The 19,303-nt window shown below is 40.7% G+C and carries 19 protein-coding genes; all 19 read right to left on the bottom strand.

What is annotated here, in order from left to right; genetic code table 11:
- Positions 1–25: 25 nt before the first annotated feature.
- The 19 genes from QLQ22_RS23085 to QLQ22_RS23175 all read right to left on the bottom strand — a co-directional run bounded on the left by QLQ22_RS23085 (position 26) and on the right by QLQ22_RS23175 (position 19,030).
- Complete coding sequence (locus tag QLQ22_RS23085; protein WP_284015643.1) at positions 26–754, bottom strand: MerR family transcriptional regulator; 729 nt, start codon at positions 752–754, stop codon at positions 26–28.
- 619 nt (positions 755–1,373) lie between these two features.
- On the bottom strand, positions 1,374–2,552 hold the full coding sequence (locus QLQ22_RS23090; RefSeq protein ID WP_284015644.1) for a PDZ domain-containing protein: 1,179 nt from the start codon (positions 2,550–2,552) through the stop codon (positions 1,374–1,376).
- 101 nt (positions 2,553–2,653) lie between these two features.
- Positions 2,654–2,989 (bottom strand): swarming motility protein SwrAA, encoded by a 336-nt coding sequence (locus QLQ22_RS23095; protein WP_275976770.1) that lies wholly within the window; start codon positions 2,987–2,989, stop codon positions 2,654–2,656.
- 282 nt (positions 2,990–3,271) lie between these two features.
- Positions 3,272–4,735, bottom strand: a complete 1,464-nt coding sequence (locus tag QLQ22_RS23100) for a S41 family peptidase (protein WP_223438398.1) — start codon at positions 4,733–4,735, stop codon at positions 3,272–3,274.
- A gap of 172 nt (positions 4,736–4,907) precedes the next feature.
- Entirely contained in the window at positions 4,908–6,254 is a 1,347-nt protein-coding gene (locus QLQ22_RS23105; RefSeq protein WP_223438399.1) for a murein hydrolase activator EnvC family protein, read from the bottom strand.
- 67 nt (positions 6,255–6,321) lie between these two features.
- Complete coding sequence (ftsX, locus tag QLQ22_RS23110) at positions 6,322–7,212, bottom strand: permease-like cell division protein FtsX (RefSeq protein ID WP_223438400.1); 891 nt, start codon at positions 7,210–7,212, stop codon at positions 6,322–6,324.
- Positions 7,205–7,891 carry a cell division ATP-binding protein FtsE gene (ftsE, locus tag QLQ22_RS23115; RefSeq protein ID WP_223438401.1) on the bottom strand — a complete coding sequence of 229 codons (687 nt, stop codon included), beginning with the start codon at positions 7,889–7,891 and terminating at the stop codon, positions 7,205–7,207. Before ftsE ends, ftsX begins: the two co-directional genes overlap by 8 nt.
- 435 nt (positions 7,892–8,326) lie before the next feature.
- Positions 8,327–8,659, bottom strand: a complete 333-nt coding sequence (gene cccB, locus QLQ22_RS23120) for a cytochrome c551 (protein WP_223438403.1) — start codon at positions 8,657–8,659, stop codon at positions 8,327–8,329.
- 53 nt (positions 8,660–8,712) lie between these two features.
- Positions 8,713–9,579 carry a YitT family protein gene (locus QLQ22_RS23125; RefSeq protein ID WP_252207559.1) on the bottom strand — a complete coding sequence of 289 codons (867 nt, stop codon included), beginning with the start codon at positions 9,577–9,579 and terminating at the stop codon, positions 8,713–8,715.
- A 372-nt stretch (positions 9,580–9,951) separates the two neighbouring features.
- Positions 9,952–11,053 (bottom strand): peptide chain release factor 2 gene (gene prfB, locus QLQ22_RS23130; RefSeq protein WP_223438407.1). Its coding sequence is split into 2 segments (ribosomal slippage): positions 9,952–10,980 and positions 10,982–11,053, totalling 1,101 coding nucleotides; the frame shifts between segments, so codons are not numbered across the junction.
- A gap of 57 nt (positions 11,054–11,110) precedes the next feature.
- Complete coding sequence (gene secA / locus QLQ22_RS23135; RefSeq protein WP_223438409.1) at positions 11,111–13,621, bottom strand: preprotein translocase subunit SecA; 2,511 nt, start codon at positions 13,619–13,621, stop codon at positions 11,111–11,113.
- 239 nt (positions 13,622–13,860) lie between these two features.
- Positions 13,861–14,166 carry a DUF4282 domain-containing protein gene (locus QLQ22_RS23140; RefSeq protein ID WP_223438412.1) on the bottom strand — a complete coding sequence of 102 codons (306 nt, stop codon included), beginning with the start codon at positions 14,164–14,166 and terminating at the stop codon, positions 13,861–13,863.
- Positions 14,167–14,308: 142 nt separating this feature from the next.
- Positions 14,309–14,881, bottom strand: coding sequence for a ribosome hibernation-promoting factor, HPF/YfiA family (gene hpf, locus QLQ22_RS23145; RefSeq protein WP_223438414.1), 573 nt, complete (start codon positions 14,879–14,881; stop codon positions 14,309–14,311).
- 207 nt (positions 14,882–15,088) lie between these two features.
- Positions 15,089–15,499 carry a DUF8042 domain-containing protein gene (locus QLQ22_RS23150; RefSeq protein WP_476703493.1) on the bottom strand — a complete coding sequence of 137 codons (411 nt, stop codon included), beginning with the start codon at positions 15,497–15,499 and terminating at the stop codon, positions 15,089–15,091.
- The gene (gene fliT / locus QLQ22_RS23155) at positions 15,471–15,821 is read right to left on the bottom strand and encodes a flagellar protein FliT (RefSeq protein WP_223438419.1); all 351 of its coding nucleotides are present in this window, start codon (positions 15,819–15,821) and stop codon (positions 15,471–15,473) included. Before fliT ends, QLQ22_RS23150 begins: the two co-directional genes overlap by 29 nt.
- Positions 15,821–16,222 (bottom strand): flagellar export chaperone FliS, encoded by a 402-nt coding sequence (gene fliS / locus QLQ22_RS23160; RefSeq protein WP_223438421.1) that lies wholly within the window; start codon positions 16,220–16,222, stop codon positions 15,821–15,823. The genes fliT and fliS overlap by 1 nt, the downstream gene beginning before the upstream one ends.
- A gap of 17 nt (positions 16,223–16,239) precedes the next feature.
- Positions 16,240–18,018 carry a flagellar hook-associated protein 2 gene (locus QLQ22_RS23165; RefSeq protein WP_252207565.1) on the bottom strand — a complete coding sequence of 593 codons (1,779 nt, stop codon included), beginning with the start codon at positions 18,016–18,018 and terminating at the stop codon, positions 16,240–16,242.
- Positions 18,019–18,032: 14 nt separating this feature from the next.
- Entirely contained in the window at positions 18,033–18,365 is a 333-nt protein-coding gene (gene flaG / locus QLQ22_RS23170; protein ID WP_252207567.1) for a flagellar protein FlaG, read from the bottom strand.
- Positions 18,366–18,817: 452 nt separating this feature from the next.
- Positions 18,818–19,030, bottom strand: a complete 213-nt coding sequence (locus tag QLQ22_RS23175) for a hypothetical protein (protein WP_284015646.1) — start codon at positions 19,028–19,030, stop codon at positions 18,818–18,820.
- Positions 19,031–19,303: the final 273 nt, after the last annotated feature.

Consider the following 19,303-nt stretch of genomic DNA (forward strand, 5'->3'; position numbering starts at 1 on the left):
GCCAAAAAACGGCTGAGCTCTGTTTTTACTTCTTATGGTTATCCGCGTAAACAGCCATTGCATCTCTCATATATGCAGCTAACCCTTCACCGAACTTATCAATGTTTTTTGTAAACCGTTCATCATCTACATACATTTGTCCGAGTCCTTTAAAAGCATCAAGCGAATAATCGCCAAACTCGTTCAGAAGCACATACCATTCTCCGATTGCAGCCTGTGACTCTTCAGATGAAGGTGAGTCGTGACGAAGATCTGCAAGCTTTCTATAAAGATTATTAAAATTATCCTGCATTTCTTTGGTCATGCCCGCTGCTTTAGCGTTAGCTTTATCAACCGCCTCGTCGCCCCAGCGTTCGCGCGCTTCCTGTTCATAAGGATTTTGACTGAAATCAAAACCTTCAAATTTTTCTTTCTGTGACATCTCAATTTCTCCTTTCGCATGTTTTATAGTTTTCTCAACTGTTGCAATCATCTGATCAAGCCGGTTCCGCTTCTCCAGCAGCATTTTCCTGTGCAGCCTGAGCGCTTCTTCCCGGTCAAATGAAGGACTGCTGATGACTTCTTTTATTTTCTTTAAAGGGAAACCAAGCTCTTTAAAAAATAAGATCTGCTGCAGCGTTTCGAGATTTTCATTGGAATAAAGCCGGTATCCAGAATCAGTTACCCCATCTGGCGTTAACAATCCGATTTCATCATAATGATGCAGTGTGCGCACACTAATTCCAACTAAATCCGCGACTTCTTTTACTTTCATAAGCTGTCAGCCTCCCTTCACTATTTACTTTAAGGTATGACGTTACGTTAGAGTCAATTAGTTTTTTTTAGCTTTTTAATTAAGAGTTTGGAAATTTTATTTCAGTTGATTCTCTTACTATTGGCTTTGGGCCTTTTCTGGGAATCTTACCTGCCCTCGAATACTCAATTTGCTCATTTTCATCTTTTTAAGGAATCATTGATACCCTTTGAGTATCCATTCTGCTCATTTTCATCTTTTTAAGGAATCATTGATACCCTTTGAGTATCCATTCTGCTCATTTTCATCTTTTTAAGGAATCATTGATACCCTTTGAGAACCCATTTTGCTCATTTTCACCTTTTTAAAGAATCATTGATACCCTTTGAGTATCCATTCTGCTCATTTTCACCTTTTTAAGGAATCATTGATACCCTTTGAGTATCCATTCTGCTCATTTTCACCTTTTTAAGGAATCATAGATGCCCTTTGAGTATCCATTCTGCTCATTTTCACTTTTTTAAGGAATCATTGATACTTCTTGAGTATCCAATTAGAGCTGTTACGCCTTCAAGGCACATAAGTTTACAACCATACAAAAAAACCACTCAAACAATAGTCTGAGTGATTATCTGACAGCTTATACCGCCTCTGTCTCCCACTTCTTCTCATCCTGTACAAACAGAATGCCAAGCTCGTGGTGTTCGCCTTTGTAAACGGCTCCCTGGACGTAGCGGATCTCTCCATTTAAGCCGATGACTTCCATTTTACAGAAAGCACCGTTAATTTGCAGGGCCTGGTAAAACTCATCGACCGTCTTAACCGAGGCTCCATTTGTTTTCATAATGATTTCGCCAACTTCGAGCTCAAACTTAACGGCAGGTGAATGCGGCAAAATGCCAAGCACCATCAGGCCGTGATCCCGCTTTGAGAAATAGAAGGCTGCCGAATTATCATTCATCCGCTGGCGGACAGTCAAAAATTCTCTCCCGATGATGGCAAGCAGTGCTGCTGCAAATGCAAGCGGCATAAACCAGACACTTGCGACCGCCACGGCAAAAATAATCATTCCAAGCCAGATGATGCGCTTAGACGTGACCATAATACTTTCTTTAGGCAATGAACCCTGAACTCTTTGATGAAACCCAATGATATAAGGAATGAACACAAAAAGAAATGGCTCATCTCCGATAGTCAGTACCGGCCACCACGACAGGCTTTCCGTTAAGGATCCTCCTGGAATGAGTAAAAACAGCGGCAGCAGCCATGTTCGATTTGCAACATGATTCCCGATTGGAAGACCCCTGCTGCTTTTTAATAGAAATGGCGAAGTCTTTAAATGAGCTGTCCGATAAGCAAGGACACCCTCCGCAACCATAAGCAGTCCCATTAATATTGCGAGAATTGAAAAGCTTGTCTCATTTAGATCTGGTAAAGAAGAGACAGCATCTGCCTGCATCAAAAGAAATACCGAAAAGATGGTTAATCCCATTGTGTAAGCAGGCGAAAGAAAGCGCAGCTGAAAAGTCAGAGACAGAATAACTGTCACGGCTGCAAGCAGGATGATTGAACCAAGCGGAATCATCGTGCCAAGAGCAAATGTCACTGCAGACAATAGAAGACCTGTGAGCAGTCCTTTTGAATATGTAAACCGTACTTCTTCATAGATATCTTGAATTCTTGTATGGAAGGATTTACGCTCCCGCTTTATGCGAATAAACCCAAGCACAAGGGAATAAATAAGGAAAAAATAAACGAGAGGATGAATAAAAAACCTTCCCATTGCCAATAGAATTTCCAGCAACCAGTTTTCAAGCAAACTTCATACACCACCTTGATTGCTTTCGTCACTTAGTAAGTAAACGATTAATGCTATTTTATCAGATATAGAATAGGATGAATATCATATTCTGACCGAGTTTACTTTAATTTGCTCCAAAGATGCAAATTCGAAAGTGAAAAATCAAGGAGTGAGTCGTCTACTTTAATATCCAGCACTTCTTCAATCAGCTGCATAGACCGTTTTATATCCGTGAGGTTTAACGAAAGACGCTTGTAGTTCTCCGTTAAATAGTGAAAGTATTCTTGAATGCAAACTTTATCGATTTCCTGCAGTCTCTTAACGTCTGTGTAGTTTGCCAAGTACATGCAGAACAGCTGAACCCATTTGCTGACCTTCGCATGTGAGGAATTTGCAGTTTGTAGTCTTTCTTTAAATTCTTCTGTCAACTGTCGATAAGTTTGTTCTCTCATCACACTTGCCCTTTTTTTCAATTGATCTCCCCATCTTTCTGTTTTTAGAGTGTGTTGTAGAACAGTACTTCCATCGTAAAACTAATATCCCGATTAATCAACTAGCTAAAGTTTCATTTTTTTGTGCGCGAAAAGTCTGTACTAATTATAAAAATACGGAAATTCTTTCTGATTTTCGTCGTTATTCTCACAAAAAATCTAAAAATCATCCTAAATGTAGTTATTTTGTTAGAAAATTCCATAAAAATAGAGCCAGCTCCCTAGTTTGCAAGCCGGCTCTACTATTTATCTGGATAAAGTTTCAATTGCTTTCTCAAGCTGAAGATCATGTTTTCCATTTAAACGCTGCTCAGAAACCTTTTGATTAATGGCCTCTGCCGTTTGAACATCAATATTTCCAGTAGCGGAAAGCTTGTTTTTCTTTTGGAAATCCTTGACGGCTACAGCCATTTTCTTCCCGAAATATCCATCTTCTCGTCCTGGGTCATAGCCTAATCCTTTTAAAAGAATCTGCGCTATTTTGATTTGCTCATCATTCATATCAACAGCGAGCGGTTTTTCCAGCTGAATCGGTGCAGTAACAAGGTGCTTAGGCTGTGAAACTTTGATTGTTGGTTCAACACCTTTTTTATGGATCCAATTGCCTTCAGGTGTCAGCCATTTATAAAGAGTCAGCTTGATGTTGCTTCCGTCGCCCATAGGAACTGCCTGCTGAACAGTGCCTTTTCCAAAAGAGGTCTCTCCAATAATCTCATACTGGCCGGCTTCCTTTAAAGCTCCTGCCAGAATTTCAGAAGCAGATGCACTTCCTTTATCAATCAGGACTGTAACAGGATAGTCTTTTTTCTCAGTCAAATTGGAGAAATAGCGTTTCTTATCGCCGTTGCGCTCTTCAATTTGAATATATGGCTGATCCTTGGTCACAAATTGTTTCAGAATTTCTTCTACACTTTGCAAATACCCGCCAGGATTTCCGCGAACATCGAGGACCAGTCCTTTAATGTTTTTTTGCTCAAGCTTTGTTAATTCCTCTGTGAAATCGTTAGCTGTATCTTCCGAGAAAGAGGTGATTTCAATATAGCCGTATTTCGATTTCCCTTTTGTTTTAACAGAACTGAATACCGTTTCAATCGGAATTTCGTCCCGTGTCACTTCAAAGCTCAGTTTTTCTTTTGAACCGTTCCGCAGCACTTCAATTTTAACCTTTGTTCCTTTTTTTCCGCGGATTTTAAGAACGGTATCGTTGAGGTCGCCCCCGGCGACAGATTCACCATCAATGGTAATGACCTGATCATTCGGCTGCAGACCTGCTTTTTCTGCAGGTGAATTTTTAAATGGAGAGACGATAATGATTTTGCCGCCATCCATTCCCACTTCTGCACCGATGCCTTCAAAAGAAGAATCAAGACTATCGGAAAATTGTTTGGCTGTTTCTTTATCCATATAGACAGAATAAGGATCATCGAGAGTGGTCAGCATGCCTTGAATTGCTCCTTCAAGCAGCTCCTCCTCGTCAACTTCCTCAACATATTTGCTCGAGATTAACTCATAAGCCTGTTTCACTTTTTCGAGTCCTTCTACTTCTTGATCCCGATCTTGCTTTAATACATCAGTCACAGCAGGAACGGCAAGCTCTTCTGCTTTTGTATCCTGCTGATCATGTTCCATAAACTGCATGCCGGCGTACATGCCGCCCGCACCCAGTGCCATTGAGAGAGTCATCATAAGAGCTGTGACTTTTTGCTTCATCTTGTTCCTCCTTCTAAAGGTTAACTTCGTTATGTAGGACCTGAACTTTACAAATAAACTCGTATCTCTAGTATATGTGAAAAAAGGATAAATCATGTAGGACAAGATGATTTATCTAAAAAATACAGAACGTAAAAAAACCCTAAAACATGAAGTTTTAGGGTTTTGGCTATTATTGTAAGAACTGCATTGGGTTAACTGGGTTTTTCCAAGCACCATCGTGAATTTCGAAATGAAGATGCTTGCCTGTTGAACGGCCAGTGTTACCCATGAAGCCAAGCTGCTGACCTTTGCTGACAGATTGTCCGCTGCTTACATGGCGCGCTTCTAAATGTGCATAAACAGTTGTGTAAACTTTACCGTCGATGTTATGTGAAATGAAAACGCAGTTTCCATAGCTGCTTGAGTAGTATGAACGTATAACAGTTCCTGCTGCTGCTGCCACAACTGGTACATTGCTTGCTGCGTTTGCAATATCAATACCAGCGTGCAATTTACCCCAGCGATGGCCATATCCTGATGTAAATGTACCTTGTGCAGGCCACATGAACTTGCCGCCAGTTACTGCCGGTGCAGGTGCCGGTTCCGGTTCAGGAGCAGGTGCTGATGATTCATTTGAAGAACTGTTTGATGAAGCTGCTGCTGGCTTACTAGCCGCTGCTTTTGCTGCTGCCGCTTGTGCATCAGCTTCCTGCTTAGCACGGGCAGCTGCTTCTGCAGCTTCGCGTTTGCGCTGTTCTTCTGCTTGTTTTTGACGTTCCATTTCTTTTTGAATAGCTGCTTCCTGCTCTTTTAAGAATGCTGATTCATCTTCTAATTCATAGATCGCTGCTTCTGTTTCCTGATGCTGTGCTTTAACTTGCTCAATTAATTTGCCTTTTTCTGCTGCTTGCTGTTTTAACTGCAGTTTTAATGCTTCTAACTCAGTTAAAGCTGTTTCAAGCTTCTGAAGCTGGCTACTTAGTTCTGCTTCACTTTGCTCTAGAAGTTTTTTGTCTTCCTCGTGGGCTTTGATAATTTCTTTATCTGCTTCGACAATCGTTGTTACAGCACTTACGCGTGTAACAAGGTCACCGAAATCCTGAGCACCTAGTAGCACATCTAAATAGCTTACTACACCGCCGCTCTCCTGTAGAGAACGTACACGGTCCTCTAGAAGTAGATTACGCTTTTTAATACGCTCTTTCACTTCTGCAATCTGAACCTTTAATTCTTCAATCTTTTGTTTCGTTTCATCGATTTCAGCTTGACGCTCACGGATTTTCTCATTTGTATCCGCTGTTTGCTTATCAAGTTTTTCAATCTCGTTATTTAAGCTTTTCTCTTTTTCTTCAAGCTTTGATAACTCGCCTTGCTTTTCTTGGATGTTTGAATCTACGCCTGAACGCTCATTTTGAATATCTGCTTTTTTCTTTTCAAGATCAGCGTTTGCATAAGCCTTTTCTTGGGTAATTGGAATAATAACAGAGCTTGTCCCTATTATAACAGCCAACCCAAGTGATAAGATTTTCTTTCTCACTCTCTAGTTCCTCCCTTTATCTATCATCCTCTGAACGAGGAAACCAGCAATCTATCAGATTGCCAGTTTATACTCTTAAGAACTTTCGGACAGACATTAAACTTCCCCACACTCCGATTAATCCGCCTATTAAGATCAGAATAGCTGATACTTGGAAGACGAATGGACTAAACGGAAGTAATTGAACAAATGAACCTGCAACTTTCGGTTCAACCCATGTATATAAATAGTTGTACGTAGCCATTACGAGCACAATCGGAATAATTGATCCCATAATTCCAAGCATTAAACCTTCAAGGAAAAACGGCCAGCGGATAAACCAATTTGTTGCACCTACTAGTTTCATAATCTCTATTTCATGCCTTCTGGCAAAAATCGTAATTTTAATTGTATTTGAGATAAGGAACATGGCTGTAAAGACTAATCCGATGATTAATCCGATGCCGATATTTCTTGAGATTTCAACAAAATTGAATAGTTTTTCTACTTCTTCTTTACCATACAGAACTTTATAAGCTCCAGTAAATCCCTCAATCCTCTTCGCAATTTGAGGGGTTTCACGCGGATCTTCCGTTTTGATCACAATAACATCATTCAAAGGATTGTTCTGTTCAAAAAGCTGATAAGATTTCCCTTGTTCTCCCATGCTGCTGATCAGGTTATCAAGTTCTTTTTCCTTTGGTGACAGTTTTGCTGTTTTAATTCCGCTGAGGTTATCAATCTTGGTCCTCAGCTGCTTTTGTTCCTCCGGAGTGCTTGTCACATCTACCAGCACCCGTATTTCAACGTCCTCTTCAACCTTAGAAGCAAAGTTGTTTAAGTTCATCATAATAACCAGGAACGTTCCGACAAGGATTAAAGTGACAGTTACGGCACTGACTGACGCAAATGTCATCCAGGCATTACGGCTTAAGCTTTTTAACGTTTCTTTGAAGTGACGCCCAAGGGTTCTAATCATAAATCCCATACTCCCCTCTAGCCTCGTCACGCACAATCTTTCCATCTTCGATCGCGATGACTCGTTTTTTCATGGTGTTTACTATCTCACGGTTGTGTGTAGCCATCACAACAGTCGTTCCTCGATTGTTGATTTCCTCAAAGATGCTCATAATCTCCCAAGATGTATCGGGGTCAAGATTTCCTGTCGGCTCATCAGCGATGACAACCCCAGGATTGTTAATAATTGACCGCGCAATCGAAACGCGCTGCTGTTCTCCTCCTGATAACTCATTAGGGAAAAATCTAGCCTTATGCTTGAGCTGAACAAGGTCTAAAACGTCCAGCACTCTCTTTTTGATAATTCTAGGATTCTCTCCAATAACTTCAAGAGCAAATGCAATGTTTTCAAAAACAGTTAACTTAGGCAAAAGTTTAAAGTCCTGGAAAACAACGCCGATGCTTCTTCTTAAATATGGAACTTTCTTTTCCCGCAATTTAGCAAGATTTATTCCATTGATCACGATTTTGCCGTCTGTTGGTCTTTCTTCACGGTACATCATTTTAATAAATGTTGATTTACCAGCACCGCTCGGACCGACAACATAAACAAATTCGCCCTGATCTATTTTTACATTTATTCCATTAATGGCAAGAACGCCATTTGAATACGTTTTAAAAACGTCTGTCATTTCGATCATATTTTTATCACCCAAAGCTGTTTATTTTGTAGATTACGTGGTGTCCGCTGGTTCGTATTGTATTTAAGAGAGTGTCTCGGAATATGTATCCAATATTTTCATATATTAATAAGATTACCCACAAAAAATATTATAACATCAAAGTTCGGCAAAAATAGACTTAAAAATATTACAGTTTCATTTCAACGTCGTAAATTGTAGAATTTTATCGATTTACAATTATTTATGGTTCCATTGTTGGAGATTTTGGAAACGCTTTAATCTAAATATTAGAACTTTCTGACTAAAAAGACAATCTTTTATTAGGAATTAAATAATGGTAAATTTTTCTGAGTGTCGAAAGGTTTTACTTGCGGATTGGATAGAATTAGGTTAAATGAGCGGGGATGAAAATAGGAAAACCAGCCTTGTCTTTCAGGCTGGCTTTTATAGAAGCTACTTCTTCTGCGCAAGCCATTCTGCTACTACAGCTGCGTCTGTTTCATTAATAAGACCTGCTGGCATTCCGCCCTGACCTTTGTTAATGATGCTTTCAATTTTATCTTCATCATATTTACCGCCTACTTTTTCCAGGCTAGGTGCAGCCCCGCCGCCTTCAAGATTTTGTCCATGACAGCTGATGCAGTTTTGCTGTACGATTTCTTCAGCTTTTGCCGTATCCTTAGTTCCTGAATCTTCTTTGGGCTCTTCTCCTGCATTATCTCCGCCTCCGCATGCAGCGAGCGCAAGTGATGTTCCAAATAATAGTGCGAATAGTTTTGTTTTCATTGCCAAAATCCTCCTCAAATAAGGATATAAAATACATTTCTATTATATCCTATCTACGCCCGCTTGAAACCTTCGCCGAGTACATCAGAAGCATCCATTACAACGACAAATGCAGACGTATCAATGCTTTTTACGAGTTGTTTCAATTTGGTGAATTCTGTTTGATCAACCACACACATTAAAATCGGCCGCTCATTGTCCGTATAGCCTCCGAAGGCAGATAATTTGGTCACTCCCCTGTCAATTTCACTCAGAATTGCCTTTCTGACTTCTTCTTCTTGATTGGTAATGATCATCGTCATCTTAGAACGTCCAAGTCCAACTTGAACGATATCAATGGTTTTGCTGGTCACATAAAGGCCTACAAGTGCATATAGACCGCGTTCTATATCAAAAACAAAAGCTGCCGTCAGCACGATCAGTCCATCTATTAAAGCTACACATGTACCAAGAGAGAGTCCTGTGAACTTATGGATAATCTGTGCCGCAAGATCTGTCCCGCCTGTTGAAGCTTTTCCGCGAAAAACAAGACCGAGACCAAGACCTACGCCGATTCCGCCGAAAATGGCTCCAAGCAAAGGATCTGTCGTTGCAGGCTCCATTTCTTTTGTTAAAAAGACTACAAAAGGAAGGAAAATGGTTCCTATTAACGTTTTTAAACCAAATTGCTTTCCAAGGAGCAGAACTCCTGCGATAAATAAAGGAATGTTGAAGGCCCACTGAACATACGCAGGTTCAAATCCAAATAAGAAATCTGTAATAGTACTGATGCCGCTGACTCCGCCAGATGCAATGCGGTTAGGCAGGAGAAACAAATTAAAGGCAATGGCAACGATTCCAGAACCAAGCAAAATAAACAAATATGAAGTGATCTTTTCTAAAGCCGGATTGTAAGTACGAGTGCGTTTACGCTGAAACATGCTGTATCCTCCATCTATGAAAACACTTGTTTTTTGACATAACCTTTCAGAGTATAGCACCCGTCTGAACAAGCTGTAAATAACAGTGTAATAACGTGCTAAAGAGGTAAAGGGGCTGAGGTTAGTTTTTGCTAATAATGATGGATTTAGCCATATTTGGTTTTGAAACTTTTATTTGTGATAAATATTTGTTATAAAACTGCTTTAAATCGTGCTTACTTTCCAAAGTAGAGAAAATATTGTCCAAAATGACTCTATTACTTGCGGGAATTAATAAAATACTTGCCCTTATAAACGCTTTACTGTCTTTTGTGCATTTTTCTCCTAAAAATAAAAAACAGCTGCCCTCAAAAGGACAGCCGTAATAACTTTTTATGAAAGTTTAGAACGCAAGTATGCATCAATAAATGGATCTAAATCGCCGTCCATGACGCCTTGAACGTTTCCGCTCTCTGTACTTGTGCGGTGATCTTTTACAAGAGAGTACGGGTGGAATACATAAGAACGGATTTGAGATCCCCAGCCGATTTCTTTTTGCTCGCCGCGGATTTCGTCAAGCTCTGCCTGCTGTTCATCAAGCTTCAGCTGATAGAGCTTCGCTTGAAGCATTTTCATCGCTCTCTCACGGTTTTTGATCTGTGAGCGCTCTGTTTGGCATGTTACAACCGTATTGGTTGGAATATGAGTGATACGGACAGCGGAGTCAGTTGTATTGATATGCTGACCGCCGGCACCGCTCGCACGGTACGTATCAATTTTCAGGTCCTCTGTGCGGATATCAATGTCGATTTCATCATTGAATTCAGGCATAACTTCACATGATACAAACGATGTATGACGGCGGCCCGAGGCATCGAATGGTGAAATACGGACAAGACGATGTACACCTTTTTCAGCTTTCAAGTAACCGTATGCGTTATGTCCTTTGAATAGAAGCGTGACGCTCTTAATGCCGGCTTCGTCTCCAGGAAGGTAATCAAGGGTTTCAACCTTGAAGCCTTTCTTTTCGCCCCAGCGAGTATACATGCGGAGCAGCATGGAACCCCAGTCCTGGGACTCCGTGCCGCCAGCTCCTGGATGAAGCTCAAGAATCGCATTATTTTTATCATGAGGCTCGCTTAATAGAAGCTGAAGCTCAAATTCGTTCATAGCCGCAGTCAGTTCAACGACTTCATTTTCAAGCTCAGCGTGAAGCTCAGCGTCTGGCTCTTCTTTTAAAAGCTCATGCGTCACTTCAAGATTCTCATGTGTTTCGTTCATTTCATTGAATTGGTTGACCGCTTCTTTTAAAGCATTGCTTTCATTAATCACGGCCTGTGCTTCACTTTGGCTGTCCCAAAAATTCGGATGGGACATCATTTCATCTAGCTCATCAATACGAGCCTGTTTGTGGTCGAGGTCAAAGAGACCCCCTAAAAGCCGCTAATTTCTTAGCCATTTTTTCAAGTTCGTTCCGGATATCTGATAATTCCATCATAATTCTCCTCTAAAATGGGGTAAAGAGAGGTGCCTGACACCTCTCTTTCCTGATTTACTTACCGCAGCAGTTTTTGTATTTTTTGCCGCTTCCGCAAACACATGCTTCATTTCGGCCAATTTCCATCTGCTTTTTAACAGGTTTTTTCTTAGGCGCCTCGTCTCCCTCTTTCGGGTGAACGGCCTCCTGTGGTTTTGCAACTTCCTCGCGCTCAAGGTTGTTGCGGATTTCTGCTTTCATGATATATTTTGCAGCATCTTCTTCAATCGATGCAATCATGTTTTCAAACATCGCAAAGCCTTCCATTTGATACTCGCGAAGCGGATCTGTCTGTCCATATGCGCGAAGGTGAATACCTTGACGCAATTGATCCATTGCATCAATATGATCCATCCATTTCGTATCAACCGCTCGAAGCAGGATTACTTTTTCGAATTCGCGCATCTGCTCTTCGCCGAACGCTTCTTCTTTTTCGCTGTAGCGTGCTTTTGTTTTCTCTAACACAAGTTCAGTGATTTCTTCCGATTCTTTCCCTTTGAAATCATTCACCGTAAAGGTACCCTCTTCAAGAAGATTGGCATGGAGATAATCAAGCAATCCTTCAAGATTCCATTCCTCAGGAAGCTCGTCCTTAGGAGTGTACATGGCAACCACGCGCTCAACTGTTGATGTAACCATGCTTTCTACGATGCTGCGAAGATTTTCTGAATCGATGACATCAAAGCGCTGCTTGTAAATGACTTCACGCTGCTGACGAAGCACATCGTCATATTGCAGAAGCTGTTTACGTGCATCAAAGTTATTGCCCTCAACACGTTTTTGCGCAGATTCAACCGCACGGGTAACAATTTTACTTTGAATGGGCTGTGAATCATCCATTCCGAGACGATCCATCATTGCCATCATATTCTCAGAACCGAAGCGTCTCATTAATTCATCTTCCATTGAAAGGTAGAATTGAGTTACACCAGGGTCTCCCTGACGGCCTGAACGTCCGCGGAGCTGATTATCAATACGGCGGGATTCGTGGCGCTCTGTACCGATAACAGCTAAACCGCCAAGCTCTATAACACCAGGTCCAAGCTTGATATCCGTACCGCGTCCGGCCATGTTAGTTGCGATTGTAACGGAACCTTGGTGACCGGCATTTTCGATGATTTCAGCTTCCCGCTCATGGTTCTTCGCATTCAGAACGTTATGCGGAACGCCTTTTTTCTTCAAAAGCTTTGAAATAAGCTCTGACGTTTCAACAGCAACCGTACCAACCAATACTGGCTGACCGGCAAAGTAACGCGTCGTTACATCATCCACAACTGCTTTGAACTTGCCTTCCATTGAACGGTACACAAGGTCAGCGCGGTCATCACGGACAACATCACGGTTAGTAGGGATCGCAACAACCTGCATGTTGTAAATGTTGCGGAATTCCTCTTCTTCCGTTTTCGCTGTACCCGTCATACCAGAAAGCTTCTCGTACATGCGGAAGTAGTTCTGGAACGTAATCGTTGCAAGCGTCATGCTTTCATTTTGAATCTCAAGACCTTCTTTTGCCTCAATTGCCTGGTGAAGACCATCGCTGTAGCGGCGGCCCTTCATTAAACGGCCTGTAAACTGGTCAACGATGACAACCTGACCTTCTTCAACAACGTAGTCAACATCATTGTGCATTACCACATGTGCTCTTAATGCCATATTAATATGATGATTTAATGAAACATGTGTAAGATCAAAAAGGTTTTCAATATGGAATGCTTTTTCAGCTTTAGACATACCGTCTTCTGTCAGCTGAACACCTTTTGTTTTTTCATCAAACGTATAATCCTCGTCACGTTTAAGAGAACGCACAAAACCGTTTGCCTGCACATAAAGCATCGTTGACTTTGCAGCAGAACCGGAGATGATCAGCGGCGTACGCGCTTCGTCAATTAAGATGGAGTCAACTTCATCGATTACAGCATAGTGAAGCGGACGCTGAACCATCTGCTCTTTGTAAAGCACCATGTTATCGCGCAAGTAGTCAAATCCTAATTCATTATTAGTAGAATAAGTTACATCAGCGGCATAAGCAGCGCGCTTTTCTTCTTTTGAAAGGCCGTTCGTATTTAAGCCTACTGTTAATCCAAGAAACTCATACAGCTTGCCCATTTCAACAGCATCACGGCTTGCCAAGTATTCATTGACTGTTACAACATGAACGCCTTTTCCGGAAAGAGCATTCAGATAAACAGGCATGGTGGACGTCAGCGTCTTACCTTCCCCTGTTTTCATCTCAGAGATATTGCCCTCATGAAGCGCGATACCCCCCATAAGCTGAACAGGATAAGGGTATAAGCCAAGAACACGCTTTGCAGCTTCGCGGACTACAGCAAAAGATTCAGTCAAAAGGTCATCGACGCTCTCACCTTTTGCAATGCGGCCTTTAAACTCCTGTGTTTTCGCCTTTAGATCTTCATCAGAAAGCTTTTCCATGTCTGATGATAAAGACTCTATTTGATTAGCCATTTTTTCATATTTATTTAATGCACGTTTGTTAAAATCAAACACCTTATTTAAGATTCCAAGCATTTTATACGCTCCTCTGTCTAATGAAGTGCCATACATGAAGATACTGTAATATCGGAATGTATTTCACATCTCACTGTATCTTTTTATGCATTTCAAAACTAAATTCTATTTTACCATATTTTAAATAATATCAACAGTTTATCCTTATTCAAAGCCAAAAACCCCTTTTGAAGGAGGATTCTGATAAATAACAAAAAAGCCCAAGCTGACATGCTCAGGCTTCTTCTCTATGTATGAAATTATAGAGTTTCACTTGACGATACACTGCTTTTTCCCTTTAATGAAACATTCTTTGTTATATCCTGCAGAGCCTCATTCATTTTAAATATGACAATTAACAGCTCGCAATAAATTCGGATAACAAAAGGACCAAGCAAGATCATAAATAACCCTGCAAATATTTGAGCGCCGCCTCCGTATATGGCATTAGCCCCGCTAATAATCGAAACAAACCCTGCAATGACACTAATGGCTGATCCCACATAAAAAATAACAGAGATAATAGTAGGCGTAATCATTTTATTAAATTTTAAAAAATCCTGCATTCAGACATCTCCTCCTTTCCATATGTATATGACCATAGGACCACTAAATATGAGCTGCGGAAAGGAAAGTTGTAAAAATATAGAAATACAAACAATAAAAACGCAGCCCGCTCATAGAACGGACTGCATTGGTTTATTGGTATTATTCAGTTGGTTCGATAATCGCATATTTGCCGTCTTTGCGCTGATAAACCACATTCGTAGAATTCGTTTCAGCATTTGTGAAAACGAAAAAGTTATGGCCAAGCATGTTCATTTGAAGGATCGCTTCCTCACTGTCCATTGGCTTTAAGTTAAAGCGCTTTGTGCGGACAACTTCGATGGAGTCATCTTCTTCCTGAACCGGCGGCTGAGCTTGTTCACCCTCTGCCTCAACTGCCCCATTTGTAAACATGAATTTCGCTGAACCCTGCTCGCGCAATTTTCGGTTTACTTTCGTTTTATGTTTACGGATTTGACGCTCAAGCTTGTTTGTCACAAGATCGATGGCAGCGTACATATCCTCATTGTATTCCTCAGCACGCAACACTAAATTGGTCATTGGAATCGTTACTTCAATCTTTGATTCTTGATCATTGTAGAATTTTAAATTTACATTTACGTTTGCATCGATTGAATCCTCAAAATAGCGTTCTAGCTTGCCGATTTTCTTCTCGACATACTCTCTTAAAGCTGGAGTTACCTCAATGTTTTCGCCTCTGACGTTATAATTCAAAATGAACTCCTCCTTTTGTTAAGGATATGTAAACCTATTTCTCTCTTTCCCTCTAGTATTCCTGCTCAAACGTTAAAATAATGTTAAAACTATGTGAAATTTGTTGAAGATTGCGGCTGAATGACTGCCGGAGAAGGATGAGAATAGAATATGACAGTTAATCTTTATTTATGCTATAGAAAAAATCCCATCCGGATGCAGATGAGATTAATGAAGCAGGTATGGCAATAGGTATGCCTGAACCTCATTTTTCCATTGGATGAATAATACGGAAAGCTCATCTTTTATATAGATCTGAAAAGAAAGAGTATCGTCCTTATTCAATGTAAACGGCTTCAATTCGCCGATGATCTGATCAAATAAGAGAATTTGATTTTGGAGATGCTCATTATCTCCTGCCAGGTGGAACATGCCGGAATGAGTGGTATCAATTTGAATGAACGCATCAACAAGATCATCCATGATACGCTCGCCTTCTGTGTACTCCATGGATTCAAAGCTCTGAATCAAATCATATATATCCTCCTCAATACAATTAAGCAGCTCATTATAGGAATAAAAGAGCTCATATTCCCTTTGAGTGAGGGATTTATTTGCGTTTATCATAGTACATGCCATCGACTGATGCGTTCTGATAAGGATTGATGTATTTTTGATTCGATGCTTTTTGAATTTTGAGCTGGGTAATATCGTTTTTAATTTCCTGCTTCAGCAGATTCAGCTTGTCATGAATAATGGCGTTCCATTCGGTAATTTCTTTGCCAAGCTGTTTTTCCTCACGATTGTACGGAGGCTTGAGCTGGTTGATCAGACTGTCACGCTGCTCAATCCAATCCTGGATGTTAACGATGTGGCTGTCCCTCATGTCTTTATCTGGTGCACCGTTTACCTCTGACAGTAATTGCTTTGTAAGCTGGTGCAGTTTGTTTACTGCACTCACTAGACTTGACCGCCTTGTCCGAACTGCTGCTTTCGGGCCGATTGAATCACTTGCTTCCAAGTATCACGAAACTCTGTTACATACTCTTCCACCTCAGCAAGAATAACCAAGTCATTTGAAATATTGGCTTCTACTAAACGGCGATTCATATATTCATACATCGACATCATCGATTCAGATACGGCAGCTTCAGGATTTAATGTAATCATCAGTTCCTGAATAATCCGCTGTGCTTTTTGAAGATTGAGGTTTTTCTCTTGCGTTTTTTTCTGCTGAATTGCCTGGCGTGCTTGCTTGATAAACTTTAGACATCCATTATAAAGCATCAGCGTTAATTCGCCCGGTGAAGCAGTACTCACAGAATTTTGCTGATACGCTTGATAAGGGTTGTTAAGTGCCATTTCTCATTACTCCTTTATTAACCGAATTGCTGCATAAGATAATTCATTTGATCGTTTGAACGCTGAATGGCTTTTTCCATCGCCGTGAACTGTGCCCAATAGCGGTTTTCTACTTGGGTTAAGCGGTCTTCAAACCGGTCGATTTGAGAGTCAATGGAGGATAGGTTCCTGCCGATTGTAAACTGCTGGCTAGTGGAACTGGACGTTCCAGCCCTGGCATTCAGCTTGTCCATCGTTGTTTTTAAGTTGTTATAAAGGTTTGTGATAATCCCTTTTTCACTGCTTGTCGGCCCGTTGCTAGTGAAGAGCTTTTCAACACCTTCAGGATTTTCTTCAATCGCTTTTTTCAGCTTCGCTTCATCGATGATTAACTTGCCGCCTTCACGGTAGTTCGAAGTTGTCGAGATGCCAATGTTAGACAAATGAGTGAATGACGAGCCGGTTGCTGCAGATAGAGTGGAATAAAAATCTGTACGCATTTGGCTTAGTGCACCTGTGAGGATTGAGTCTCTTCTGAGCAGTCCGCTTTGCGCTTTTTCATCCCATTGTTCCTGCTGTTTATCAGTTAGAGATTCGCGCTCTTCATCAGACAGCGGCTGATAATCACGGTAGCGTGTTTCATCTGTTTTGGCCTGAATTTTTGCGATTGTTTCATTATATAAGGTCACGAACTTTTTAATGTTGTCAAAGACTGCGTTCGTATCGTTTGTGACGTTTACTGATACTGCAGGGTCTGTTGCTGCGAATGTGTCTTTTAAAGTGAAAGTGACTCCGCTCATTTCGAAAGTGTTGGAGGTACGTTCAGTTGATAGGCCGTTGATCGTGAATTTTGCGTTTTGGCCTCCAGTTTCCGTTCCAGAACCAAATCCCAGCACATTATTCAGGAAACCAGCTGAAGTAATGATTTCATTACCAGCCGTGTTAAAGTCACCCGTTTCTTTTCTAGTAAGCGTAATTTTATCTGAAAAAGAATCGTATAAAGCGGTGACACCAAGTTCAGATGAATTGATTTTATTAAAAACGGTATTTAATGATTCTGTACCCTGTATAAGAAAATTTTCTTTTATTTGCCCTTTGGATGTGTGTGTTTGCATATCAAAGGACATATAATTGTCTGTACTGTCTATTACATACTCTACTTTTATAGAGCTTCCTTTTTTGATCGACTCGCCGAATGTAAGAGTCCCGTCACTATCAATCTTTGCTTCTCCAGCCTGCGGTGTTCCTGTTACAAGCGTAAAAGTTTTTCCATCTGCTTTTATGACCGCATCTTTATCGAAGTTTTTCAGAACTTCTCCGGTCTCTAATTTGAGATTAAACGTGCTTCCATCTGCATCAGCGGTAATCGTCTGATTTTTCACGGTACCTGTCTGCCAGTTGAAATTCTGGTTCGCGAAAGAATCTTTCATTTCGTAAAGTGACTTCGACGGATCAACTTTTGATCCATCTGCTGAAATTGCACCTGCATTTACCTTAGTCGCTGCTGTCGCAAGCTGTTCTACTTTTGAAATGCTGTAAGAAGATGTGCTCGCCGAACTAGTAGCAGCGGCTGTCACTTTATCAGAATTCGAACTGTTCGTTGCACGTGCACGGTAGTTGCTGGAGAGCTTCATATCAAACGTCGCATTGCGGAATGCAAACAGCAGGCTGTTCATTTCACGATAGCCGTCCCGCTGCCATTCAAGCGTTTGTTTATTTTGCTTTAATTTATCAAGCGGCATTCTCTCTGCTTTCATTAGATCGGCTACAAGCGAATCAATGTCCATTCCGCTTGCCAAACCACCTATTCGAACCATGCTGAATCACCTCTCTAGATTTTTTTGTCGACAACAAAGCCTAGAAACTCAGTCATCGCTGCGTATAAATCGAGCATTTTTTTTGATGGGATTTCCCGTACGATTTCTCTTGTGTGATTGTCTACAACAGTTACATAATATTCATTCAGTTTCTCATGCAGCTGAAACTGAATATGCGTGTTAGCTGGCTGAAGAAAATCATTAATGCCGTTAACGACTTTTTCTAATTCTTCTTTTGGAAATGCGGGTATGCTTTCTTCTTTTTTATATTCTGGAAGTTTAATAGGTTTCGTATCGATCTCTGAGATGCGCGGACCGGGCTGGGATGACATTTTTTCGATCATCATGGTGGGTCGCTCCTTGGGATTTATGTTCTAATGGTTATATCGGTTGTACATATAGGTTTTTGAAGTCTTAAAGTTTAAATTCAGCTTAAATATTGAATAGCTGAATTTTAAAAAAGACCCTAGCATGGCTAGAGTCTTTCATCCAATTAACGAAGTAATTGAAGTACACCTTGTTCTTTCCTTTTTTCTTATAATTTAGGTCCACTAGATAACTCAGTATTTACCCTAGACCGAATATTTTTCTGTGCTTGTCCAATATCATGATAAGTAGATTCCAGCTGAATGATCTTCATCGTGTACTGGTAATTGTAATCCCCAAGCTCGGATAAGAAAGCTTCCTTCCCCTCCCCCGTCTTCCAAGAATAAACACCCCATTTTGACGAACATCATGTACATGAATGCTCAATATTATGATATATGCTTGATTTTATTACTAATACAGTTATCCCAATTTATTTAGAATACAATAATTCTATTTCATCATCATATAATAGAACCAATTGTCCACCATCAAGTTTTACATTATAAGCGTCATCTTCTATCAAACTAGGCTTATGAATGATTCCATTCATACCTATAATTGTAGGCATAGGTTTGTTGACGCGCTTGCTATGATTATAATTTATATGTACTATTTTAACCCTATCACCTTTTGAAAATGCCATATCACTTATACCTCCCAAAATGGAAAGAAGACCCTAGCAAAACTAGAGTCCCTTTCAGATATTCTAAAATTAACGAAGAAGTTGTAAAACTCCTTGTGGTTGCTGGTTCGCTTGCTTTGCGACTGTATCTTTCGATGACAGAATAGACTATATCTTCACCCTTGTATTATAAAGGGGCTGGGCACTTCGTACAGCTTTCACTGCCCTACGAGATTCATAGTCATAGCTTCTCGCCTTAGACCGTATTCTCTAGTCGTTGAACCTTCTCCAGAG

The organism is Metabacillus hrfriensis (genome assembly GCF_030127205.1).
GTDB classification, from domain to species: domain Bacteria; phylum Bacillota; class Bacilli; order Bacillales; family Bacillaceae; genus Bacillus_P; species Bacillus_P dongyingensis.